Origin of the sequence: Agrobacterium sp. LMR679, from assembly GCF_027157905.1 — a bacterium.
Classification (GTDB): Bacteria; Pseudomonadota; Alphaproteobacteria; order Rhizobiales; family Rhizobiaceae; genus Agrobacterium; species Agrobacterium leguminum.
In genome coordinates, this window is the sequence record NZ_JAPVOJ010000002.1 from 1459803 (window position 1) to 1479178 (window position 19376).

Annotated in this window: 19 protein-coding genes; 8 read left to right on the forward strand and 11 right to left on the reverse strand. The window is 60.6% G+C overall.

Annotated features, from left to right (window positions below; all coding sequences use genetic code 11):
* Positions 1-7: 7 nt before the first annotated feature.
* The 3 genes from O3W47_RS17775 to dapD are packed head-to-tail and all read right to left on the reverse strand — an operon-like array spanning position 8 to position 2654.
* Positions 8-604 (reverse strand): hypothetical protein, encoded by a 597-nt coding sequence (locus tag O3W47_RS17775; protein ID WP_003520047.1) that lies wholly within the window; start codon positions 602-604, stop codon positions 8-10.
* Positions 588-1784: a succinyl-diaminopimelate desuccinylase gene (gene dapE / locus O3W47_RS17780; protein WP_127756779.1), complete on the reverse strand. Its 1197-nt coding sequence runs from the start codon at positions 1782-1784 to the stop codon at positions 588-590. Before dapE ends, O3W47_RS17775 begins: the two co-directional genes overlap by 17 nt.
* Before the next feature lie 15 nt (positions 1785-1799).
* A complete protein-coding gene (gene dapD, locus O3W47_RS17785; RefSeq protein WP_003520045.1) occupies positions 1800-2654 on the reverse strand; it encodes a 2,3,4,5-tetrahydropyridine-2,6-dicarboxylate N-succinyltransferase in 855 nt (284 codons plus the stop codon).
* Between the two features lie 138 nt (positions 2655-2792).
* Here dapD and O3W47_RS17790 point away from each other — a divergent pair, with 138 nt between their 5' ends.
* Both O3W47_RS17790 and O3W47_RS17795 read left to right on the forward strand, forming a co-directional pair.
* Positions 2793-3659 carry an LOG family protein gene (locus O3W47_RS17790; protein WP_442864623.1) on the forward strand — a complete coding sequence of 289 codons (867 nt, stop codon included), beginning with the start codon at positions 2793-2795 and terminating at the stop codon, positions 3657-3659.
* Between the two features lie 166 nt (positions 3660-3825).
* Positions 3826-6165: a methyl-accepting chemotaxis protein gene (locus tag O3W47_RS17795; RefSeq protein WP_269314280.1), complete on the forward strand. Its 2340-nt coding sequence runs from the start codon at positions 3826-3828 to the stop codon at positions 6163-6165.
* Positions 6166-6235: 70 nt separating this feature from the next.
* Here O3W47_RS17795 and O3W47_RS17800 read toward each other — a convergent pair whose 3' ends face one another.
* Entirely contained in the window at positions 6236-7180 is a 945-nt protein-coding gene (locus O3W47_RS17800) for a nucleoside hydrolase (RefSeq protein ID WP_080818038.1), read from the reverse strand.
* Between the two features lie 206 nt (positions 7181-7386).
* On the opposite strand from O3W47_RS17800, the gene O3W47_RS17805 reads away from it, so the two are divergent.
* Positions 7387-7812: an Hsp20 family protein gene (locus O3W47_RS17805; RefSeq protein WP_010970852.1), complete on the forward strand. Its 426-nt coding sequence runs from the start codon at positions 7387-7389 to the stop codon at positions 7810-7812.
* Between the two features lie 56 nt (positions 7813-7868).
* Positions 7869-8126: a DUF1150 family protein gene (locus O3W47_RS17810; RefSeq protein WP_003520040.1), complete on the forward strand. Its 258-nt coding sequence runs from the start codon at positions 7869-7871 to the stop codon at positions 8124-8126.
* A gap of 41 nt (positions 8127-8167) precedes the next feature.
* Here the strand turns inward: O3W47_RS17810 and O3W47_RS17815 are convergent, their stop codons facing one another.
* Together O3W47_RS17815 and O3W47_RS17820 are read right to left on the reverse strand one after the other, a co-directional pair.
* Positions 8168-8785: an EF-hand domain-containing protein gene (locus O3W47_RS17815; protein WP_080818037.1), complete on the reverse strand. Its 618-nt coding sequence runs from the start codon at positions 8783-8785 to the stop codon at positions 8168-8170.
* Positions 8786-8885: 100 nt separating this feature from the next.
* Positions 8886-9599, reverse strand: coding sequence for a pyrimidine 5'-nucleotidase (locus O3W47_RS17820; protein WP_269314281.1), 714 nt, complete (start codon positions 9597-9599; stop codon positions 8886-8888).
* A 106-nt stretch (positions 9600-9705) separates the two neighbouring features.
* On the opposite strand from O3W47_RS17820, the gene O3W47_RS17825 reads away from it, so the two are divergent.
* Positions 9706-10623, forward strand: coding sequence for a DMT family transporter (locus O3W47_RS17825; RefSeq protein ID WP_031234346.1), 918 nt, complete (start codon positions 9706-9708; stop codon positions 10621-10623).
* A gap of 46 nt (positions 10624-10669) precedes the next feature.
* Here O3W47_RS17825 and argB read toward each other — a convergent pair whose 3' ends face one another.
* Complete coding sequence (argB, locus tag O3W47_RS17830) at positions 10670-11554, reverse strand: acetylglutamate kinase (protein WP_003503698.1); 885 nt, start codon at positions 11552-11554, stop codon at positions 10670-10672.
* Between the two features lie 271 nt (positions 11555-11825).
* On the opposite strand from argB, the gene O3W47_RS17835 reads away from it, so the two are divergent.
* Complete coding sequence (locus O3W47_RS17835) at positions 11826-12203, forward strand: hypothetical protein (protein ID WP_020812283.1); 378 nt, start codon at positions 11826-11828, stop codon at positions 12201-12203.
* A 12-nt stretch (positions 12204-12215) separates the two neighbouring features.
* Here O3W47_RS17835 and yihA read toward each other — a convergent pair whose 3' ends face one another.
* Genes yihA through rpmH form a run of 4 tightly spaced genes read right to left on the reverse strand, consistent with a single transcriptional unit; the run spans position 12216 to position 15225 of the window.
* Positions 12216-12869 (reverse strand): ribosome biogenesis GTP-binding protein YihA/YsxC, encoded by a 654-nt coding sequence (gene yihA, locus O3W47_RS17840; RefSeq protein WP_080818032.1) that lies wholly within the window; start codon positions 12867-12869, stop codon positions 12216-12218.
* Positions 12866-14668 carry a membrane protein insertase YidC gene (yidC, locus tag O3W47_RS17845; RefSeq protein WP_269314282.1) on the reverse strand — a complete coding sequence of 601 codons (1803 nt, stop codon included), beginning with the start codon at positions 14666-14668 and terminating at the stop codon, positions 12866-12868. The genes yihA and yidC overlap by 4 nt, the downstream gene beginning before the upstream one ends.
* Positions 14668-15051, reverse strand: coding sequence for a ribonuclease P protein component (gene rnpA / locus O3W47_RS17850; RefSeq protein WP_003520031.1), 384 nt, complete (start codon positions 15049-15051; stop codon positions 14668-14670). The genes yidC and rnpA overlap by 1 nt, the downstream gene beginning before the upstream one ends.
* A gap of 36 nt (positions 15052-15087) precedes the next feature.
* Positions 15088-15225 carry a 50S ribosomal protein L34 gene (gene rpmH / locus O3W47_RS17855; protein WP_003493611.1) on the reverse strand — a complete coding sequence of 46 codons (138 nt, stop codon included), beginning with the start codon at positions 15223-15225 and terminating at the stop codon, positions 15088-15090.
* 351 nt (positions 15226-15576) lie between these two features.
* On the opposite strand from rpmH, the gene O3W47_RS17860 reads away from it, so the two are divergent.
* Positions 15577-17625 carry a methyl-accepting chemotaxis protein gene (locus O3W47_RS17860; protein ID WP_269314284.1) on the forward strand — a complete coding sequence of 683 codons (2049 nt, stop codon included), beginning with the start codon at positions 15577-15579 and terminating at the stop codon, positions 17623-17625.
* A 249-nt stretch (positions 17626-17874) separates the two neighbouring features.
* Positions 17875-19293: an ATP-binding protein gene (locus O3W47_RS17865; protein ID WP_162935999.1), complete on the forward strand. Its 1419-nt coding sequence runs from the start codon at positions 17875-17877 to the stop codon at positions 19291-19293.
* Positions 19294-19376: the final 83 nt, after the last annotated feature.

The window sequence follows — 19376 nt, forward strand, 5'->3', positions numbered from 1 at the left end:
CCGCTTCTCAGGCCGGATAAACGCCGAGAAAACGCTGCAGCGCTTCCGACAGAAGCATGCCGGGCACCAGCAGCGTCATGACGATGGCCGAGACGAGCAGCGACTGGTCGCGGATGAAGAACCGCACAATTCGCGAGAAGGCAAAGACCAGCGACAGAAGCAGCGCCAGCCAGAGAATGGCGATCAGCCCCTGCAAGGGCGGCAGGAAGAATGCGATCAGGATCAGAACCGCATAGGCATAGGAAAATGGCAGCGACAGCCAGTTCATGGTGGTGACGAGCGGCGCGAATTTTTCCCGTGCGCCGAAGGCAAACAGCAGCATGCCGATCAACAGCAGCGGCACGATCCAGCAGATGGCCTCGACCATCGCCAGACGGAAGAAGAAGATGAAGCCCGTTCCGGTGCCGGGCGGATAGCTGGCGAGGAAGGCGGCGCGCAGCCACAGCCATGAAACCAGCATGGCCGGCAGGCACCAGAGGGCGGAATAGAAGGACCGCCACATGCCGCGTTCGGAGAGGTCCAGATAACGCGCGCCATTATGGTCGCCGAGCAGCAGAAGCCAAAGGCCCGTCAGATAAAGCCTTATTTCACTTGCCGTCGGCATGGGCGAACCAGCGTTCGATAAAGGTCTCGTAAATGCGCGTCAGCGTCTCGAGATCGGCAACGGCCACACGCTCATCGACCATATGCATGGTCTGTCCGACGAGGCCGAATTCCACCACCGGGCAATAATCCTTGATGAAACGCGCATCCGAGGTGCCGCCGGTGGTCGAAAGCTTCGGTTCCTTACCCGTCACGGCCTCCACCGCGCCGGAAAGCGACGAGATGAGGGCATTGTTCCGGGTAAGAAAGACATGGGCCGGGCGGTCGGCCCAGACGATATCGTACTTCACCGGTGCACGGTCGGGGCGAAGTTCGCCTTCCGCCGCGGCGGCATCGAGGCGGCGGATGATTTCCGCGCGCAGGCTCTCTGCAGTCCACGTATCGTTGAAACGGATGTTGAAGGAGGCCGTTGCCCGCGCCGGGATCACATTGGTGGCGGCGTTGCCGGTATCGACGGTCGTTACTTCCAGATTGGAGGGCTGGAAATTGTCGGTGCCATGATCGAAGGGCGGATGCATCAGCGCATGGGTCAATTGCAGCAGACCGCGAATGGGATTGTCGGCGAGATGCGGATAGGCGGCATGTCCCTGCACGCCATGGACCGTGATGCGGCCGGAAAGCGATCCCCGGCGGCCGATCTTGATCATGTCGCCAAGCTGGTCGGGATTGGTCGGCTCGCCAACCACGCAGGCGTCCCATGTCTCGCCCTTGGCGGCCGCCCATTCCAGCAGCTTGGAGGTGCCGTTGATCGACGGGCCTTCCTCATCGCCTGTAATCAGGAAAGAGACGGAGCCCTGCGGCTTGCCGTGTTTTTCGATATGGCGGGCAATGGCGGCAACGAAACAGGCGATGCCGCCCTTCATGTCCACTGCACCGCGACCGAACATTTCGCCGCCGGCGATTTCGGCCGCAAAGGGCGGATGGCTCCATGCGGCCTCATCGCCCACCGGAACGACATCCGTATGGCCCGCAAACATCAGATGCGGACCCTCGGTGCCGAGACGGGCGTAAAGGTTCTCCACGTCAGGCGTTCCCGCCTCGCTCGCCACCATCCTGTCCACCTGGAAACCAAGCGGCGAAAGCAGGGTGTCGAGCAGGGAAAGCGCGCCGCCTTCCGCAGGCGTCACCGAAGGGCAACGGATGAGGGCGGCGAGATTGGCAACGGGATCGGTCGTGGTCATGGCAGTCGCTTTATATCAGTCGCGCAGAAGCTCATTGATGCCGGTCTTGGAGCGGGTCTTTTCATCGACGCGCTTGACGATGACGGCGCAATAGAGGCTCGGGCCCGGTTCGCCATTCGGGAAAGGCTTGCCCGGCATGGTGCCGGCAACGACGACGGAATAGGGCGGCACTTCGCCATAGGTGATCTCGCCGGTGGCGCGGTCGACGATCTTGGTGGACTTGCCGATGAAGACGCCCATGCCGAGAACCGCGCCTTCACGCACGATGCAGCCTTCCACGACTTCCGAACGGGCGCCGATGAAGCAATTGTCCTCGATGATCGTCGGGCCCGCCTGCAAGGGCTCCAGAACGCCGCCGATGCCGACGCCGCCGGAGAGGTGCACATTCTTGCCGATCTGTGCGCAGGAGCCGACAGTCGCCCAGGTGTCGACCATCGTGCCTTCATCGACATAGGCGCCGAGATTGACGAAGGAGGGCATCAACACGACGTTCTTGGCGACATAGGCGGAGCGGCGCACCACGGCGTTCGGCACGGCGCGGAAACCGGCGGCGCGGAACTGGTTTTCACCCCAGTTTTCGAACTTCGACGGCACCTTGTCCCACCAGGTGGATTCGCCCGGTCCGCCGGTGACGATTTCCATGTCGTTCAGGCGGAAGGAGAGCAGCACGGCCTTTTTCAGCCATTGGTTCACCTTCCAGCTGCCGTCCGCCTGCTTTTCGGCCACGCGTGCCTTGCCGCTATCGAGAAGTTGAAGAGATGTGTCCACGGCGTCGCGAACCTCGCCCTTCGTCGATACGTTCACACCATCGCGGTTGTCGAAGGCGGTTTCGATGATGGTTTCGAGAGAGGTGAGATCCGTAAGGCTCATGGAAAATTCCTTAAAGTCGCGTGGTGTTCGTGGTCACGGATGGTCCCGCGCCGCTGGAAGGCTTTGGTCATTTGATCTAAGGGAGTGTTGGAAAGGCGTCAATGTGATTTGGGTGATTTGGCGCGTCAGACGAAAGGCATGGAAATGACACGACTGAAAAACGGCAAGTTGCGGCGCAAGGACGGGGTATGGGACCCGTTGAAGCGCAGTGCCGTGGACAAGCAGCAGGCCGAGGTCGTTCAAAAAACACCGCAGTCGGATTCCCCGTCCTATCGCCTCGCCTATGTGGACATGGATTTTCTCTGCCGCGAGGAATTGCGCCCCGTCAGGCTTCAACTGGAACTGCTGAAGACGGAGATGGCGCTGGCCGAGCGCGGTATCAAATCCACCGTCGTCATGTTCGGCGGCGCCCGCATTCCCGAACCCGGCGGCGAAGCCTGGGCGGCGCGCAACGAGACGCAGAAGCGCAATCTGGAGCAATCCTCGGTTTATTATGACGAGGCGCGCAAGTTCGCGCGGCTTTGCACCGAATATGCCGCGAAGTCCGATCACCTCGAATATGTCGTGGTCACCGGCGGCGGTCCCGGTGTCATGGAAGCGGGCAATCGCGGCGCTGCCGATGCCGGCGGCCCGTCCATCGGCCTCAACATCGTCCTGCCGCACGAGCAGGCGCCGAACCCCTATGTGACGCCGGAGCTGAGCTTCAACTTCCACTATTTCGCCATTCGCAAGATGCATTTCCTGATGCGGGCGAAAGCGGTGGTGATCTTCCCCGGCGGTTTCGGCACGCTGGACGAACTTTTCGAGGCCTTGACGCTCATCCAGACGAAGCGCATGGAGCCCATTCCACTCATCCTGTTCGGAGAGAAATTCTGGCGATCGGTGATCAATTTCGAATTCCTGGCGGATTTCGGCACCATCGCGCCTGAAGATATGAATCTTCTGCATTTCGCCGAAACGGCCGACGATGCATGGAAAATCATCTCGGCCCACTACGAACACTGATTATGCTTGGCGCGACGAAGTAATTTTAGGGCTTAATTAGCAATCTTCTTCTAATTTTGCCCCGTCGCGCTGCAGCGCACTGTCCCCTGCGGACGGGCCTCCATGACGGAGATTTATCATCCGTTGACGTCAGCCTTTTCGGGCGGGCGATTTGATCGAGGCCAAAATGTTCAATTTCCAAGTGAAGTCGCTTGCGACCAAGCTGATCCTCGTAACCGGCTGCGCCATCACCACGGTTCTCGTTGCATCGAATTCCTTCCTCATTTCCCAGACGAGTGAGCGCGTGCATGCGCTGACCATGGATCAGGCCAATACCGAAGCGCGCGCCATCGCCAATGTCATCGCCGCCGATGTTGGTGAGCTCGGCAGCGCCGCGCGCTCCATGGCCGGCGTCATCGGCCGTGCGCATCAGGCGAAATCGATGGATCGCCCCGGCATCGTCAACATCCTCAAGGCCAATGTCGAGCAGAATGCCTTTGCTTTCGGAAGCTGGTTCTGCGAGCAGCTCGGCCTCTTTGACGGGCAGAGCAAGGAGATTGCGGGCAGGCTCGATCTCGGCACCAATGAAAACGGTGCGTTTGCGCCTTATTGGTCGAAGACCCAGAAGGGCGACATCCAGTTCTCGACCTTCAAGAATGACTATGCGGCGGAATGGTATGCGCTCGCTTCCAAATCCGGCAAGGGCGCTATCACCCAGCCCTATCTCGCAGAAGGCACGGAAGTACCCACAACCATGACCTCGCTTGCCTATCCGGTCATGTCGGACGGCAAGATGATCGGCGTGGCGGGTGTCGATATCTCGCTGGCCTCGCTGTCGCAGAAGCTGCAGGCGCTGCATCCTTTCGAGACCGGCCGCGTGACGCTCGTTTCGCAGGGCGGCCAGTGGCTGGTGCCGCCGACGCCCGCGCAGAACATGAAAGCCTATGACGGAGACGGTGCAAGCACCGTTCAGGCGGCGATCACCTCCGGCAAGCAGGGCCTCATCGAAAATCTCGGCCTCGATACGGACGCGCCCTATAACCGTCTCGTCTATCCCTTCGCCGTTCCGGGCCTCAACGCGACCTGGGTGGTGCTGGTGGATATTCCCCATCAGGCCCTGAACGCACCGGTTCAGGAGCAGACCTACATGATGATCATCGGCGCGATCGTCATTCTCGCCGCCGTCATCACCGCGCTTTATTTCGCCGTGCGTCATTTCGTCCGCAATCCGCTCGCCTCGCTGGTTTCCGACGTCAGAACGCTGAGCGACGGTCGCTATGATGTGCCGGTTTCCGGACAGGAGCGCCGGGATGAGACGGGCGCCGTTGCTACCGCGCTTGAAGGTTTCCGCGCAAAGCTTGCCGGCATCCGCGAGATGGAGGCCGAAGCCGAGGCCCAGCGTGGCCATGCGGAAACGGCGCGCCAGCGCTCGGAATCCGAGCGTACTGAAAACAGCCGCATGCAGCAGCACATTGTCGGCGTGCTGGGTGCTGGCCTCAATGCGCTTTCGCAGGGCAATCTCACCTACCGTATCGAGGACGAGTTCCCCGGCGAATATGCGAAGCTGCGCGAGGACTTCAACTCGGCGCTTGCGAGCCTCGAGGAAACGGTTTCCACCGTCAACGCAACCGTCGTCAGCATCGGCAACGGCACAGGTGAGATCACCCGCGCCGCCAGCGATCTTTCGCACCGCACGGAACAGCAGGCCGCAAGCCTGGAAGAAACCGCCGCCGCCCTCAATGAGCTGACCGCGCAGGTCAATTCCAGCGCGGAAAACGCCGCAGAGGCGGCCGGAGCCGTCAGCCATGCCTGCGACGACGCGGGCAAGTCGGGTGAGGTCGTGCAGCAGGCCGTGAGCTCCATGGAAGGCATCGCGCAATCCTCGGCCGAAATCTCGCGCATCATCGGGGTTATCGACGAGATCGCCTTCCAGACCAACCTTCTGGCGCTGAATGCGGGCGTGGAAGCCGCGCGTGCCGGTGATGCCGGCAAGGGCTTTGCCGTCGTCGCCCAGGAAGTCCGCGAACTGGCGCAGCGGTCCGCCACCGCCGCCAAGGAGATCAAGGGCCTCATCAACACCTCGGCCATGCAGGTGGGCGAGGGCGTCCAGCTGGTCGGCAAGGCCGGTGAGACGATGAAAAAGATCGCCGATCAGGTCCTGCAGATCAACCAGCTGATACGGCAGATTTCCGCTTCCGCCAGCGAACAGGCGGTCGGCCTCAAGGAGATCAATTCCGCCGTCACGCAGATGGACCAGGTTACCCAGCAGAATGCGGCGATGGTGGAGGAAACCACGGCGGCCAGCGTAACGCTGAACAGCGAAGCTGAAACGCTGAAATCGCTCGTTGCCGGCTTCTCCGTCTCCGGCGACCATTCCAGCCAGCAGTTGCGCGCCACGGCGGCGGCAATGCGCGCACCCGCCGCTCCGGCGCAGGCGCACGCACCTGCACGTGCCGCTAACCCCCGCGCCCGCCCGAGAACCAACGGTGCAAACGCTTTGGCGCAGGATGACTGGACGGAGTTCTGACGCGCCATTTCCGCCTCAAATGAAAAGGGCCGCTGGTATCGCCAGCGGCCCTTTTTCATGTCCGCTTCCGTCACAGACGGGCGAAACGTTCCGTCAGCAATTCGAAGAAACCGTCGGCATCCACATTGCGCATCACGCGGGCATTGGCGGGCCGTTCGGTAACATTCCACCAGTCCACCACGGTCATGCCCATGGTGAGTTCCGAATGGACCTCGATTTCGACATTGCACTCGCGACCCTGAAACAGTTCGGGTTTGACGAGATAGGCAATGACGGTCGGATCATGCAGCGGGCCGCCATCCGAGCCATATTTTTCGATGTCGAAACGTTCGAAGAATTCCAGCATTTCCGCCATGGCGATGGCCGGCCGTGTGCCAATGTCGCGAATGCGGCTGACCCGAGCCTTGGTCGTCAGCAACTGATGGGTGACGTCGAGCGGCATCATGACGATCGGCATGCCGGAGCGGAAGACGATATCGGCGGCCTGCGGATCGACATAGATGTTGAATTCCGCCGCGGGCGTGATGTTGCCGCCCTCGAAGAAGCCGCCGCCCATCATCACCAGTTCCTTGACGCGGTCGGCGATCTCAGGCGCCTTCAGGAGCGCCAGCGCCACATTGGTCAGCGCGCCGAGCGTGCAGAGCGTTACGGTGCCTGAGGGTTCCCGCATCAGCGTTTCGATGATGAAATCGACCGCGTGCTGCTTTTGCGCTTCCATGGTCGGCTCATCGAGAACCGGGCCGTCGAGGCCGGTGCTGCCGTGAACGTGCTCGGCGGTGATGGGCTTGCGCACCAGCGGCTTCTCGGCGCCCTCATAGACGGGAATATCGGTGCGGCCGCACAATTCGCTGATGATGCGGATGTTGCGGCTGGTCAGCTTCAGCGGAACGTTGCCGGCGACGGCGCACAATCCGAGAATGTCGATTTCCTCCGGGCTTGCGAAGGCGAGCATGATTGCCGCCGCGTCGTCCTGGCCAGGATCGGTGTCGATAATGATTTTTCTGCGTTCTGCCATGTCTTGCCCGCCGTTGAGATGAGCGCTTTTTTCGAGCTGCGGATGCTCACTTGTCAAGCCTCATTCCCCGGTGTCCCCTTTGCTCGTCGCCGCGTCTTGCGTATTGCGGTTGTGCTTCCCATATTGCAGGGGCCGGTGCGATTAACCGGCGAGGTTGCCGGAAGCGGGACCGCGAAACGTCGCTTGGTTGCAAGGACAAAAGAGACATGAGCCGCATGACGCCATTCACCCACCCGCTTCTGCTGGGTTTTGATGCCATGGAAAAAACGCTGGAGCGCATGGCGAAGGCCAATGACGGCTATCCTCCCTACAACATTGAGCGCCTGCCCGGTGGGGAAGACGTGCCGGAACGCCTGCGCATCACCATCGCGGTTGCCGGTTTTTCGCAGGACGATCTGGATGTGACGACGGCCGATAATCAGCTCGTCATTCGCGGACGCCAGCAGGAACAGGAGAAACGCGATTTTCTCTATCGCGGCATCGCGGCGCGCCAGTTCCAGCGGGTTTTCGTGCTTGCCGATGGCATGCAGGTCAGGGAAGCGCGCCTGCGCAACGGCCTTCTTTCCATCGACCTGGTGCGGCCGGAAATTTCAAACGTGGTGAAGAAAATTAATATTTCCGTCTCAGAGTAGAACGTGAACGCCGGAATCCGACACGAATCGCTCGGCGTGAAGAAGGAGGCTGAAATATGCTGTTGAAAGAAGCGCATGCGCGTCTCACCCAATCCCAGCTCGCCCATATCGGCGAAGGAGAGGTGGGATATATCCGCAAGATCCGCGCGGAAGACGTCAGCCGCTGTTTCCCGGAAGCGCCCGATCTCGATCCGCAATTGGACCTTTGGGCGCTGTTCGGTGCAGATGGTACGCCGATCCTCCTGACGGACAACCGGTCCAGTACGTTTTTCAAGGCTGCCGAAGACGATCTCCAGACCGTCAGCCTGCATTGAAGAAAAAAGCCCGCTTTTGAGCGGGCTTTTTCTTGAGCGGGTTAAAGGAACGGGCGGTCCGGCATGTCGTCGATGGAGATGACGCCGTCCTTGTTCTTGTCCAGCCGTTCGAACATCTTTTCGCCGGCGGCGGTGAACTCGGCCTTGCTGACCTGACCGTTCTCGTCGGTATCGGCCCAGCGGATCAGCGCGAAACCTGCGCCCTTGCCGCCATGCTTGCCCCAGCCCTGATGGCCGAAACGGCCGCCATGTTCGCGCTCGGCATGTCTTTCGGCGCGTTTGCCCTCGGGGCCTTTGCCGTCTTCGGCTTTGGCGTCCTCACGCTCGGGACGGGGATTGGCGGCGCGGAAAGCTTCCATCTTCGCCTGGCGATACTCACGCATTTCCTTCGGCGTGATCGAGCCGTCCTTGTCCTTGTCGATCTCTGTGAAGAGCGTGTCCTGACGGGCGGCGAATTCCTCCTTGGAAATCTTGCCGTCCTTGTTGGTGTCAGCCACCTTCAGCAGGTGAACGAAGGCCGCTTCCTGGCGGATCGGCATGCGCTCGCCATGGCCTTTGCCCGGAGCGGGCGGGGCGGCAAAGCTTGCCGTCGCGGCCGTGCCGATCAAAAGGGCTGCGCCAAGAGCAGACAGGGCGATTTTTCGTGTGGTCATCGTCATTACCTTTCTTTGGTGTCCCTGAAGAGAAGATAGTGACGTCCAATTCGCCTCACCACTTAAACATCAGTAAGGTGGATGAAGCTTCGGTAATGTTCGCTGCTCAGCCTGCGATGGTTTTCGTCAGGAAACCGGTCAGGTCGTCGGTGATGTAGTCGATATGCGCATCCGTGGCGGCGGGGATTTCCCAGCGTTCCATGATGATGCCCTCGAGATTGGCGGGGACGAGCAGAACGGTCTTCATGCCAAGTGCCTTGGGCGCCGCGAGATTGCGCGGCAAATCCTCGAACATGGCGGCTTTTTGCGTGTCGAGTTTCGCAAGCGCCGCGAACTTCTCATAGGTCGCGCTGGCCGGTTTCGGCAGATAGCCCGCGGCGACGATATCGAAAATATCCTCGAAATGATCGAGAATGCCGAGCGCACCGGCGGCGGCCTGCGCATGTTTGACGCTGCCGTTGGTAAGGATGAATTTGCGGCCCGGCAAAGCCTTGATTGCCTCACCGAGTTCCGGATGCGGTTTCAGCGCCGAATAATCGATGGCATGGGCGCGTTCCAGAAACTCGTCCGGGCTGATGCCGTAATGGATCATCAGCCCCTGAAGCGTCGTGCCATGGTCATGATAATAGCGCTTCTGCAGTGCCCGGGCCTCGTCGGGATCGAGCTTCAGAAGCTCCGCCACATAGGCCGTCATGTTACGGTCGATCTGCGAAAACAGATTGATGTGATGCGGATAGAGCGTGTTGTCGAGATCGAAGACCCATTCGCTCACATGGTCGAAATCGGCGGCTTCGGGCAGGTTTTTCGGCTTTGTGTCCATGGCCTGCTTTATGCCCGTTTCGAAGGCCGAAGAAAATCGAAAAGACGACGATTGATCAGAAAATCGGGCTTGGCTGCGGCCTCCGGCCCATGATACCGCCAAAGCCATGGAACTCTGGATAGGCATCACTTTCGCAAGCGCGTTCTTGCAGAACCTGCGCTCGACCCTGCAGAAGCACCTCAAGGGCATGATGGGCACCACGGGCGCAACCTTCGTGCGCTTCGTGTTCGGCATGCCTTTCGCTCTCGCCTATCTTGCTTTCCTGCATTTCGGGCTCGGTCGCCCTCTGCCGGTGCCCAACACGTCCTTTGCCGTGTGGGCGACGGTCGGCGCCATGGCGCAGATTGCCGCCACCTTCCTGCTGGTGCACCTGTTCTCGTTTCGCAACTTCGCGGTTGGAACGGCCTATTCCCGCACAGAACCGGCGCAGGCGGCACTGTTCGCGCTTATCTTCATCGGGGAAAGCGTCAATGGCGGCACATTGGCGGCCATCGCCATCTCGGTCGCCGGCGTCATGCTGATTTCGGTGGCGCGCACGGAAGTCACGCCCGCTTCCTTCTTCACCTCGATCTTCAGCCGGACGGCGGGTATCGGCCTTGCCTCGGGCGCTTTCTTCGGCCTGTCGTCGGTCGCCTATCGATCGGCGTCGCTTGCGCTTGCGCCGAGCCTTCCCGCTCCGGACGCGATGATGCAGGCGGGCTTTACCCTCGTTGTCGTCATCGTCATGCAGACGGTTTCGATGTTCCTGTGGATCGTCTGGCGCGAGCGGGAAGAGTTGCGGCGGATCGCCAGGGTGTGGAAACCGTCGCTTGCGGTCGGTTTCGTTGGCGCTACGGCCTCGTTTGGCTGGTTCACGGCGATGACCCTGCAGCAGGCCGCCGTGGTGAAGGCATTGGCGCAGGTGGAGATGCTTTTCGCCTTCGCCTCGACCGTGCTTTTCTTCAAGGAGAAGATCAACCGGCTCGAACTTTCCGGCTGCCTGCTGATTGTCGTGGGCGTGCTGTCGCTGCTGGCATTCGGCTGAATGCCTGTCGTGGCGGACAGGCTTGCCGTCCGCCACATGAAGCCTATCAGGGCACGATGAGCGTGCCGGCGCCTTCCGTGAAGATTTCCAGAAGGACGGAGTGGGGCGTCTTGCCGTTGAGGATCACCACGCCCTGAACACCGGCCTTGATGGCGTCGATGCAGGTCTCGACCTTCGGGATCATACCGCCGGAAATCGTGCCGTCCTTGATGAGCGCACGCGCCTGCGAGACGGTGAGTTCCTTGATGAGTTCCTTGTTCTTGTCGAGAACGCCGGGAACGTCGGTGAGAAACAGCAGACGCGAGGCGTGAAGCGCACCCGCAATCGCGCCGGCGAAGGTATCGGCGTTGATATTGTAGGTGGCGCCATCGCGGCCAGGCGCGACCGGAGCGATGACCGGGATCATTTCCGACTTGGCGAGCAGGTCGAGCAGGGTGCGGTCGACTTCGGTGACTTCGCCGACGAAGCCGAGATCGAGCACACGTTCGATATTGCTGTCGGGATCGATGACGGTCTTTTTCGCCTTTTCGGCGAAGACCATGTTGCCGTCCTTGCCGCACAGGCCGATGGCCCATTCGCCCGTCTGGTTGATGAGGGCGACGATTTCCTTGTTGATCGAGCCGGCCAGAACCATTTCGACGATCTCGACCGTCTTGGCGTCGGTGACGCGCAGGCCGCCCTCGAATTTCGATTCGATGCCCATCTTGGTCAGCATCGCGCCGATCTGCGGGCCGCCGCCATGCACGACGATGGGGTTAATGCCCGATTGCTTCAAAAGGGCGATGTCTTCCGCGAAAGCCTTGCCGAGCGTGGAATCCCCCATGGCGTGGCCGCCATATTTCACCACGATGGTCTTGTTCTCGTATTTCTGCATGAAAGGCAGAGCCTGTGCGAGCAGCCGCGCCTGAGTTTCGCTTTCGGAAGACGTCATCTAAAAACCTCGGTCTGTGGTTGCGGCCGTTGAAAGCCTGTCACCGCTCTAAAGCAAGTCTTTGACGGATGAAATAACCTCCTGGCCTTATTGTGTCGGCAGCGGTCAAATTTCTTTTTTTTGGCTGTCCCAACGCTGTAATGCGATTGACATAAAGGCCCAATGGGACCAGCCTTGCAGGGGAAAGGGGAGGGGTTAATTCAGGGCGATATGGGATGTCGCGCGCCGCGGGAGCGATGCTGACCTGAACGACCGAGGAGCGAGAGACCACATGACGGCACCCGATCGAGACAAGCAAAGCGGTTTGCGGGATGAAGTCCTTGCGGGCGAATATGTGCTGGGTGCCCTGCCGCCGGAAAGCATGGCGGAGCTTGCCAAGCGCGTCAAACGCGACCGCCAGTTCGCGGCCATGGTCAGGCGCTGGCGGGACAATCTGGCGGAAACCGAATATCGCGAAAACGCGACCGTCGCCGCGCTGCTGGAGCGGGACCCAAGCCGCTCCGGCCTGCCTTTCAGGGGCCAGCCGCTGCGGGGTGGCAGCATGTTCGCAGCCATGCTTTCGGAGGTCTGGCATTCCGTGCGCTTCTGGCGCCTACTGGCGTTGACGGCGACGCTCTGGACCGCCGTTCTGCTTTTCACCATCGCCTGAGAGGCGTGCCTCTCAAAGAGAGATCGTTCTGACGATCTCGGCCCGCAGGCTATCCAGCCCGAGTGATTTTTCCGAGGATGTGGCGAGAACTTCCGGATAGGCGGCGGGACGCTTGCGGATTTTCTCCAGCGTTTCGCCGATCAGACGCGGAACGCCGGCATCCTTGATCTTGTCCGTCTTCGTCAGCACGATCTGATAGGAAACGGCCGCCTTGTCGAGCAGGGTCAGAACCTCCTCGTCGTTCTTTTTCACGCCGTGACGGGAATCGATCAGCACGTAAACGCGCTTCAGGGTCGCACGGCCGCGCAGATAATCGAAGACGAGCTTGGTCCAGGCGTCGACCTGATCCTTGGGGGCCTGCGCATAACCATAACCGGGCATGTCGACCAGCGCCATCGGAGGCAGATCGCCCGCTTCGCCGGAATAACCATCCGGAACGAAATAGTTGAGTTCCTGCGTGCGTCCGGGCGTATTGGATGTGCGGGCGAGCCCTTTATGGCCCACCAGCGCATTGATGAGCGAGGACTTGCCGACATTCGAACGACCGGCGAAGGCAATCTCCGGCGGGCCTTCGGGCGGCAGGAATTTCATCGCGGGAACGCCGCGAATGAAAATCCAGGGTCGCCCGAACAGGGGCTTTTCGGTTGCCGTGCCGGTCTCACTCATTTCGATTGCACCGGCTTTCGCTTGAACAGTCCTTTGATGTTATCGAACAGCTCGATCTTGGCGCCCTGGCGCTTCATGATGACGGCCTGCTGGGTGATGGAGAGCGTATTGTTCCATGCCCAGTAGATGACCAGACCGGCCGGGAAGGAGGCCAGCATGAAGGTGAAGATCAGCGGCATCCAGTTGAAGATCATCGCCTGCGTCGGATCGGGCGGCGTCGGGTTCATGCGCATCTGCAGGAACATGGTGATGCCCATGACAAGCGGCCAGACACCGATCATCAGGAAGTGCGGAACATCATAGGGCAGAAGGCCGAAGAGATTGAACAGCGACGTCGGATCCGGCGCGGAAAGGTCGTGAATCCAGCCGAAGAACGGTGCATGCCGCATTTCGATGGTGACGTAGATGACCTTGTAGAGCGCGAAGAAGACCGGGATCTGCAAAAGCATCGGCCAGCAGCCGGCAACAGGATTGATCTTCTCTTCCTTGTAGAGCTGCATCATCGCCTGCTGCATGGCCATGCGGTCATCGCCATGCTTGGCCTTCAACTCTTCCATCTTCGGCTGCACGCGCTTCATGTTCGCCATGGAAGCATATTGCTTGCTGGCGAGCGGGAAGAAGAGCGCCTTGACGACGATGGTGGTGAGCAGGATCGCCACACCGAAATTACCAAAATAACGGAAGAAGAAATCCATCAGTTTGAACATCGGCTTGGTGATGAAGTAGAACCAGCCCCAGTCGATCAGAAGGTCGAACTTCGGAATGGCGTAAGTCGTCTCGTAACGATCGACCAGCGGCACTTCCTTGGCGCCAGCGAAAACGAGGCTCTTCAGCTCGATCGACTGGCCGGGCTCGACCGTCAGCGGGTCGCTCTTGAAATCGGCCTGATAGCTCGGCTGATTGCCGGTGATGTGCGAATAACGGGTTTCGAACGGCGTCGTCTGCGGCGGAACGATGGCCGCGGCCCAATATTTGTCGGTGATGCCGAGCCAGCCGCCGGTCGCCTTGGCAACCGTTACCGGTGCTTCTTCGACGTCCTTGTACTTTTCTTCCGTCAGGCTGCCGTCTTTGCCCGAAACGCCGAGGAAACCTTCATGGATGACGAAGACCGGGGGAATTGCGGGCTTGTTGTTGCGCGTCACACGGCCATAGGTGGCAAAGGAGATCGCCGCCTGTCCGGGGTTTTCCACCTTGTCGGCGACCGAGATCATGTAATGCTCATCGATCGAAACCGTGCGGGAGAAAATCACGCCCTTGGAATTGGTATAGGTGAGGGTGACCGGGCTGGCTTCCGTCAGCTTGTCGCCGCTTGCCAGCGTCCACACGGTGGTCGGGCCGGGAACGCCGCCGACTTCCTGTGCCGCAACGTAACCGAGTTCGGTAAAGTAGCCGTCCTTGGTGTCGGAGGGCGAAAACAGCGTGATGATCGGGCTCGAGTCATCGACGGTCTCATGGTAGCCCTTGAGCCGGATGTCATCGAAACGCGCGCCGGTCAGGTTGATCGAGCCGGCGATGGCGTTGGTGTCGATGGCCACGCGCTGGGTTCTTGCAATCGACTCTTCGCGGGTCGCCGTGGCGGCAGTCTGCGGTGAGGAGGCGGGCGGTGCGCCTTCAACGGCAGCACCTGGTGCGGCGCCCGGCGCCGGCTGCTGTTGCTGCGTCGTCTGCTGCTGCGCCTGGCGGGCCTCTTCGGCGCGGCGCTGCTGCTCGATACGCGGATTCATGTAAAGGAATTGCCAGGCGAGGACGATGACAACCGAAAGGGCTATCGCGATGAAGTAATTACGGTTCTTTTCCATCATTCTTTCCTGGAGCGGGTCTCCTGGGACCGTTTCGGTTTCGCCGTTCCTTCAATTCGCTCGTTAAGGAGAGACTGAAGTTTCGGGAAGGCCGTATCGAGCACGTCCCTGCGGGCGACAATCACATAGTCATGACCGGGCTTCATTGCGAATCCGGCAGAAAGCCTGACGGCTTCCTTGAGACGGCGGCGCATGCGATTTCGCTCGACCGCGTTGCCTTGTCTTTTCGTTACGGTAAAACCGACGCGAGGCTCGGTTTCCGGGGCTTTCCGGTCAAGCACTTCCAGAAGAAAGGTGCCTCCCCGCCGTTTTTCTCCTGCCTGAACGGCAAGGAAATCCGACCGGTTTTTAAGCCGGCCGGGCAGTTTTCCTGTCTTACTCATGTGCCCGCGACTTTCACCGGGTCACAGAGGCGGCAATTAAGCCGAAAGACGAGCGCGGCCGCGCGCACGGCGGGCTGCGAGAACCTTGCGGCCGCCTGCGGTAGCCATACGGGCGCGGAAGCCATGGCGACGCTTGCGGACAAGCTTGGACGGTTGGTAAGTACGCTTCGACATTTATTTAATACCGCGGTGTGCGGCCCTTCTTGAATTTGCAATAATTTGCAAGAGCGTTTCGTTTTTTGCACGGCTAACCCCGCCTGGGCGAGCTTTCAATGGCCGAGCGTGCGCGGCTTATAAGGGCATAGGCCGAGCAAAGTCAATTGCCGAAGGGGTTTTCGCGCTTCACCTTTTACGGAAAACGCACCGTCATCTCCTTCGCCGACTGCCGATAGAGGCCGATTCCGGCGCGCAATCGATAAAATCTGAAATTCTTTCTTAACGCAGCATTGATAAATCTTGTGACGCGAAAAGTTATGCCAGCTTCCCATTTTCATCGCGCGGCTGGTTTTTGTTGGGGGAACGAAGTTGAGAATTCGCGGTCGTATCAATCTTCTTGTCGGGCTGATGAGCCTTGTGGCCTGTACCATTGGCGGGCTGTCCATCTATGCGATCAACGAATTCCGGGTTCGGTCGCATCATTTCGAGGAAACCGCCGAGAGGGCTTACAAGGGCGAGGCGCTCAACCGTCTGGTAACGGCAGTCGTCATGGAGGCACGCGGTGTCTACGCGGCAGCCGATGTGGCGGCAGCCACCCCCTTTGCCGACGGCATGGTCAAAAACCTCGACGCCATGGAAAAGCTCATTGCCAGCTGGGCGCCGCTCGTGCCGGCGGAACAGCAGGCGAGTTTCGACAAGCTTGTCGGCCGGTCCAAGGAATTCCGCACTTTCCGTCTGGAGACCGTGCGACTGGCGAAGGAAAACGGGCCGCAGGCGGCCAGCCAGCAGGGCAATAACGAGGCGAACCGCGCCAACCGCAAGGCCTATCAGGCGGAGATCGATGGTGTCGTGAAAAACGACCTTGCCGAACTTGAAGTCGTGAAGGCGGGAGTCGATTCTTTCAGCACCGCCATATTCTGGGTGATCGTCGCGGTGACGGTTGCCGGTGTCGGCGCGGGAGCCGCTTTCGGTCTCTACATCGGAACACGGCAGCTTAGCGCACCCATCCGCAGGGTTTCGCAGGTGATGAATGCCGTGGCCGATGGAAATCTCGACGCGGACATCCCCTATCTCGGCCGCAACGACGAAATCGGCGAAATGGCTGCGGCCGTCGAGGTCTTCAAGAAAAACGGCAGCGAAGTGCGCCGCATGAATGCGCAGGAAGCCGCCATGCGCGCCAAGAGCGACGATCTGCAGGCCGGCATGGCCATCGTCGTCGACGCTGCGGCCCAGGGCGACTTCAGCCGCCGCATCAACAAGGATTATGGCGACGACAACCTCAATCGTTTCGCCGCGACGATCAATTCGCTCCTCACCGGCGTCCATAATGGCGTATCCGAGACCAGCCGCGTCATCGAAGGTCTTGCGCGGGGCGATCTGACGGAGAGAATGGATGGCGAGTTCCGCGGCGTCTTCGCCGAACTCCAGGGGAACGTCAACCAGACGCTGACGAAGCTGCGCGAGACAATGCGGGAAGTGCGTGGCAGCACGGAAGGCATCAGCGGCAACGCGAACGAATTGCGCTCGGCGGCCGATGATCTGTCGAAGCGGACGGAACAGCAGGCGGCGGCGCTGGAGGAAACCTCCGCCGCTCTGGATGAGATTACCGCCGTTGTTCGCAACTCGACCGACCGTGCGCAGGAAGCCAGCGCCATGGTCGCCGAAACGAAGCAGAAGACGGAAGAGTCCGCCAATGTCGTGCGCGATGCCGTGTCCGCCATGGATCGCATCGAGCACGCCTCGCGCGAAATCAGCCAGATCATCAATGTCATCGACGAAATCGCCTTCCAGACGAACCTGCTGGCGCTGAATGCCGGCGTGGAAGCCGCCCGTGCGGGTGAAGCGGGCAAGGGCTTTGCCGTCGTCGCTCAGGAAGTGCGAGAACTTGCGCAACGATCCGCAACGGCCGCGAAGGACATCAAGGCGCTGATCACCAAATCCGGCGAGGAGGTCGGGCGTGGCGTATCGCTGGTGCAGAGAACCGGCGGCGCACTGAGCGAGATCGAGACCCGCGTTCTGGCAATCAACGAGCACATCCATTCGATCGCCACGGCCGCCAGGGAACAGTCCACCGGACTGCACGAGGTGAATACCGCCATCAACCAGATGGACCAGGTAACGCAGCGCAACGCCGCCATGGTGGAGGAGACCTCGGCCGCAACCCATAAGCTGAGCAGCGAGGCAGACCATCTCGTGACGCTCGTGGCGCGCTTCAACGTCGGCGCGGAGAATGTGCAGCGCAGCCCCCGCATCGAGCAGCCCGCGAGGCCGATGACGGTCTCCGCCGGACCGGTGGCAGTCTCCGGCAGGACGCCGGCGGTGGCGTCTCCGGCCCGCAAATTGATGAACAGTGTTAGCCGCGCGCTTAACGCCCAGCCTGCGGCAGCACCCGCGCATGGCGACTGGCAGGAATTCTAGGCGACCAGCGGTCCGCTTCAAACCGAATCATCTTCGAACGTCGCCCCTGCTGGGCGGCGTTTGTTTTTCCGGCGATGAAAACCTTTATTTTGCAGCGCATTGGAAAAATATCCATTAGGTCCTATTATCATCGCTGCATATAAACCGAGCCGTTCCACGCAAGCAGCGGCGCGCATACAGGATCATGGCCCGGTGTTTTCTAAAGGCGTAGACAGCTTGGACCGCACGCAAGACGATCCGGTGCATTGCATGCCGGGATTGACCGCCGGTCTTTCGGGACGGCTGCTGCTGCTCACGGTCATCTTCGTGATGATCGCCGAAGTGCTGATCTTCGTGCCTTCCGTCGCCAATATGCGTCTTTCATGGTTGCGCGACCGTCTGAACACGGCTGCGGCCGCCGGCGCTGTTATCGACGGCCTGCAGGCCGAACTGCCGCGAAGCGTGCAGAACGACACGCTGATGGCAACCGGGGCGAAGCTTATCGCGCTGCGCAAGGACGGCACCTCACGCCTGCTCGCCGTGGCGGAAACGCCGCCGGGTGTCGATGAGCAATATGATCTTTCCGACGTTTCGCAGGTGGCGGCGGTGCGGGACGCCTTTTCGACCCTGCTGTTCGGCGGCAACCGCGTCATCCGCGTTTTCGATGTCGTCGGCGACAGCGACACGATCATCGAACTGGTGCTCGGCGAAAACAAGCTGCGGGCGGCAATGCTTGCCTATGCCCGCAACGTTTTCCTGATTTCCATCGTCCTGTCGCTGATCACCGCAGGCCTGATCTTCATTTCCATCAACCGCATCATGATCCGGCCGATACGCCGGCTGACGCTCGGCATGCAGAACTTCTCGGAGGATCCGGGCAATCCCGAGCGGATTTTCGTTCCCGAGCAGGGGGCAGACGAACTCGCGGTTGCGGGCCGCCACCTCGCCGACATGCAGACCGAACTGCAGAAAACCCTGCGCCAGCAGAAGAACCTCGTGGATCTCGGCCTCGCGGTCTCGAAGATCAATCACGACATGCGCAACATCCTGTCTTCCGCGCAACTCATGTCGGACCGTCTGGTGGATGCCAAGGATCCGATGGTTAGGAGCTTTGCGCCGAAACTGCTGCGCACCATCGACCGCGCCGTGGCCTATACCGGCGAGGTTTTGGCCTATGGCCAGGCGACTGAAGGCGCGCCGAAACGCAAGATGGTGCAGTTGAGCCTCCTGGTGCGGGATGTGCGCGATATTCTGGCGCTCGATCCGGATAGCGGCATCGAGTTTCAGGACAGCGTGCCATCCGACCTCACGGTCGATGCGGATTCCGAGCAGCTTTTCCGGGTCATCCACAATCTCTGTCGCAATGCCGTTCAGGCCCTGCAATCGGATACCGCGAATGCCGCGCTTCGGCATCTCTCCATCTCGGCCCAGAGGTCCGGCAGCGTCGTCAGCATCGTCATCGACGACAATGGGCCGGGCATGCCGCGCAAGGCCAAGGAGAACCTGTTTTCCGCTTTCAGGGGTTCGGCTCGCTCCGGCGGCACGGGCCTCGGGCTGGTCATTGCCCGCGAACTTGTGCTTGCCCATGGAGGCACGATCGCGCTCGTCGAAAAGCCCGGTCCCGGCACGCAGTTCCGTATCGAGATCGCCGACCGCGCCGCCTCCGTACAGGCGGCCAGAACCGCCTGAAAAAGCTGCTTTGCAGCCGGCTCGCGCAATCATTCTTCCCGCCCAAACGGACAGGGTATCTGGCCCGTGGAAAATGATCCTCA

Coding starts and splice junctions, on each gene's coding strand:
- yihA (WP_080818032.1), bottom strand. CDS start 12,869: ATGAGTGAGACCGGCACGGCAACCGAAAAGCCCCTGTTCGGGCGACCC.
- argB (WP_003503698.1), bottom strand. CDS start 11,554: ATGACGTCTTCCGAAAGCGAAACTCAGGCGCGGCTGCTCGCACAGGCT.
- O3W47_RS17790 (WP_442864623.1), top strand. CDS start 2,793: ATGGAAATGACACGACTGAAAAACGGCAAGTTGCGGCGCAAGGACGGG.
- O3W47_RS17835 (WP_020812283.1), top strand. CDS start 11,826: ATGACGGCACCCGATCGAGACAAGCAAAGCGGTTTGCGGGATGAAGTC.
- O3W47_RS17815 (WP_080818037.1), bottom strand. CDS start 8,785: ATGACGATGACCACACGAAAAATCGCCCTGTCTGCTCTTGGCGCAGCC.
- O3W47_RS17775 (WP_003520047.1), bottom strand. CDS start 604: ATGCCGACGGCAAGTGAAATAAGGCTTTATCTGACGGGCCTTTGGCTT.
- rpmH (WP_003493611.1), bottom strand. CDS start 15,225: ATGTCGAAGCGTACTTACCAACCGTCCAAGCTTGTCCGCAAGCGTCGC.
- O3W47_RS17865 (WP_162935999.1), top strand. CDS start 17,875: ATGCCGGGATTGACCGCCGGTCTTTCGGGACGGCTGCTGCTGCTCACG.
- O3W47_RS17825 (WP_031234346.1), top strand. CDS start 9,706: ATGGAACTCTGGATAGGCATCACTTTCGCAAGCGCGTTCTTGCAGAAC.
- O3W47_RS17810 (WP_003520040.1), top strand. CDS start 7,869: ATGCTGTTGAAAGAAGCGCATGCGCGTCTCACCCAATCCCAGCTCGCC.
- dapE (WP_127756779.1), bottom strand. CDS start 1,784: ATGACCACGACCGATCCCGTTGCCAATCTCGCCGCCCTCATCCGTTGC.
- O3W47_RS17805 (WP_010970852.1), top strand. CDS start 7,387: ATGAGCCGCATGACGCCATTCACCCACCCGCTTCTGCTGGGTTTTGAT.
- yidC (WP_269314282.1), bottom strand. CDS start 14,668: ATGGAAAAGAACCGTAATTACTTCATCGCGATAGCCCTTTCGGTTGTC.
- rnpA (WP_003520031.1), bottom strand. CDS start 15,051: ATGAGTAAGACAGGAAAACTGCCCGGCCGGCTTAAAAACCGGTCGGAT.
- dapD (WP_003520045.1), bottom strand. CDS start 2,654: ATGAGCCTTACGGATCTCACCTCTCTCGAAACCATCATCGAAACCGCC.
- O3W47_RS17795 (WP_269314280.1), top strand. CDS start 3,826: ATGTTCAATTTCCAAGTGAAGTCGCTTGCGACCAAGCTGATCCTCGTA.
- O3W47_RS17800 (WP_080818038.1), bottom strand. CDS start 7,180: ATGGCAGAACGCAGAAAAATCATTATCGACACCGATCCTGGCCAGGAC.
- O3W47_RS17820 (WP_269314281.1), bottom strand. CDS start 9,599: ATGGACACAAAGCCGAAAAACCTGCCCGAAGCCGCCGATTTCGACCAT.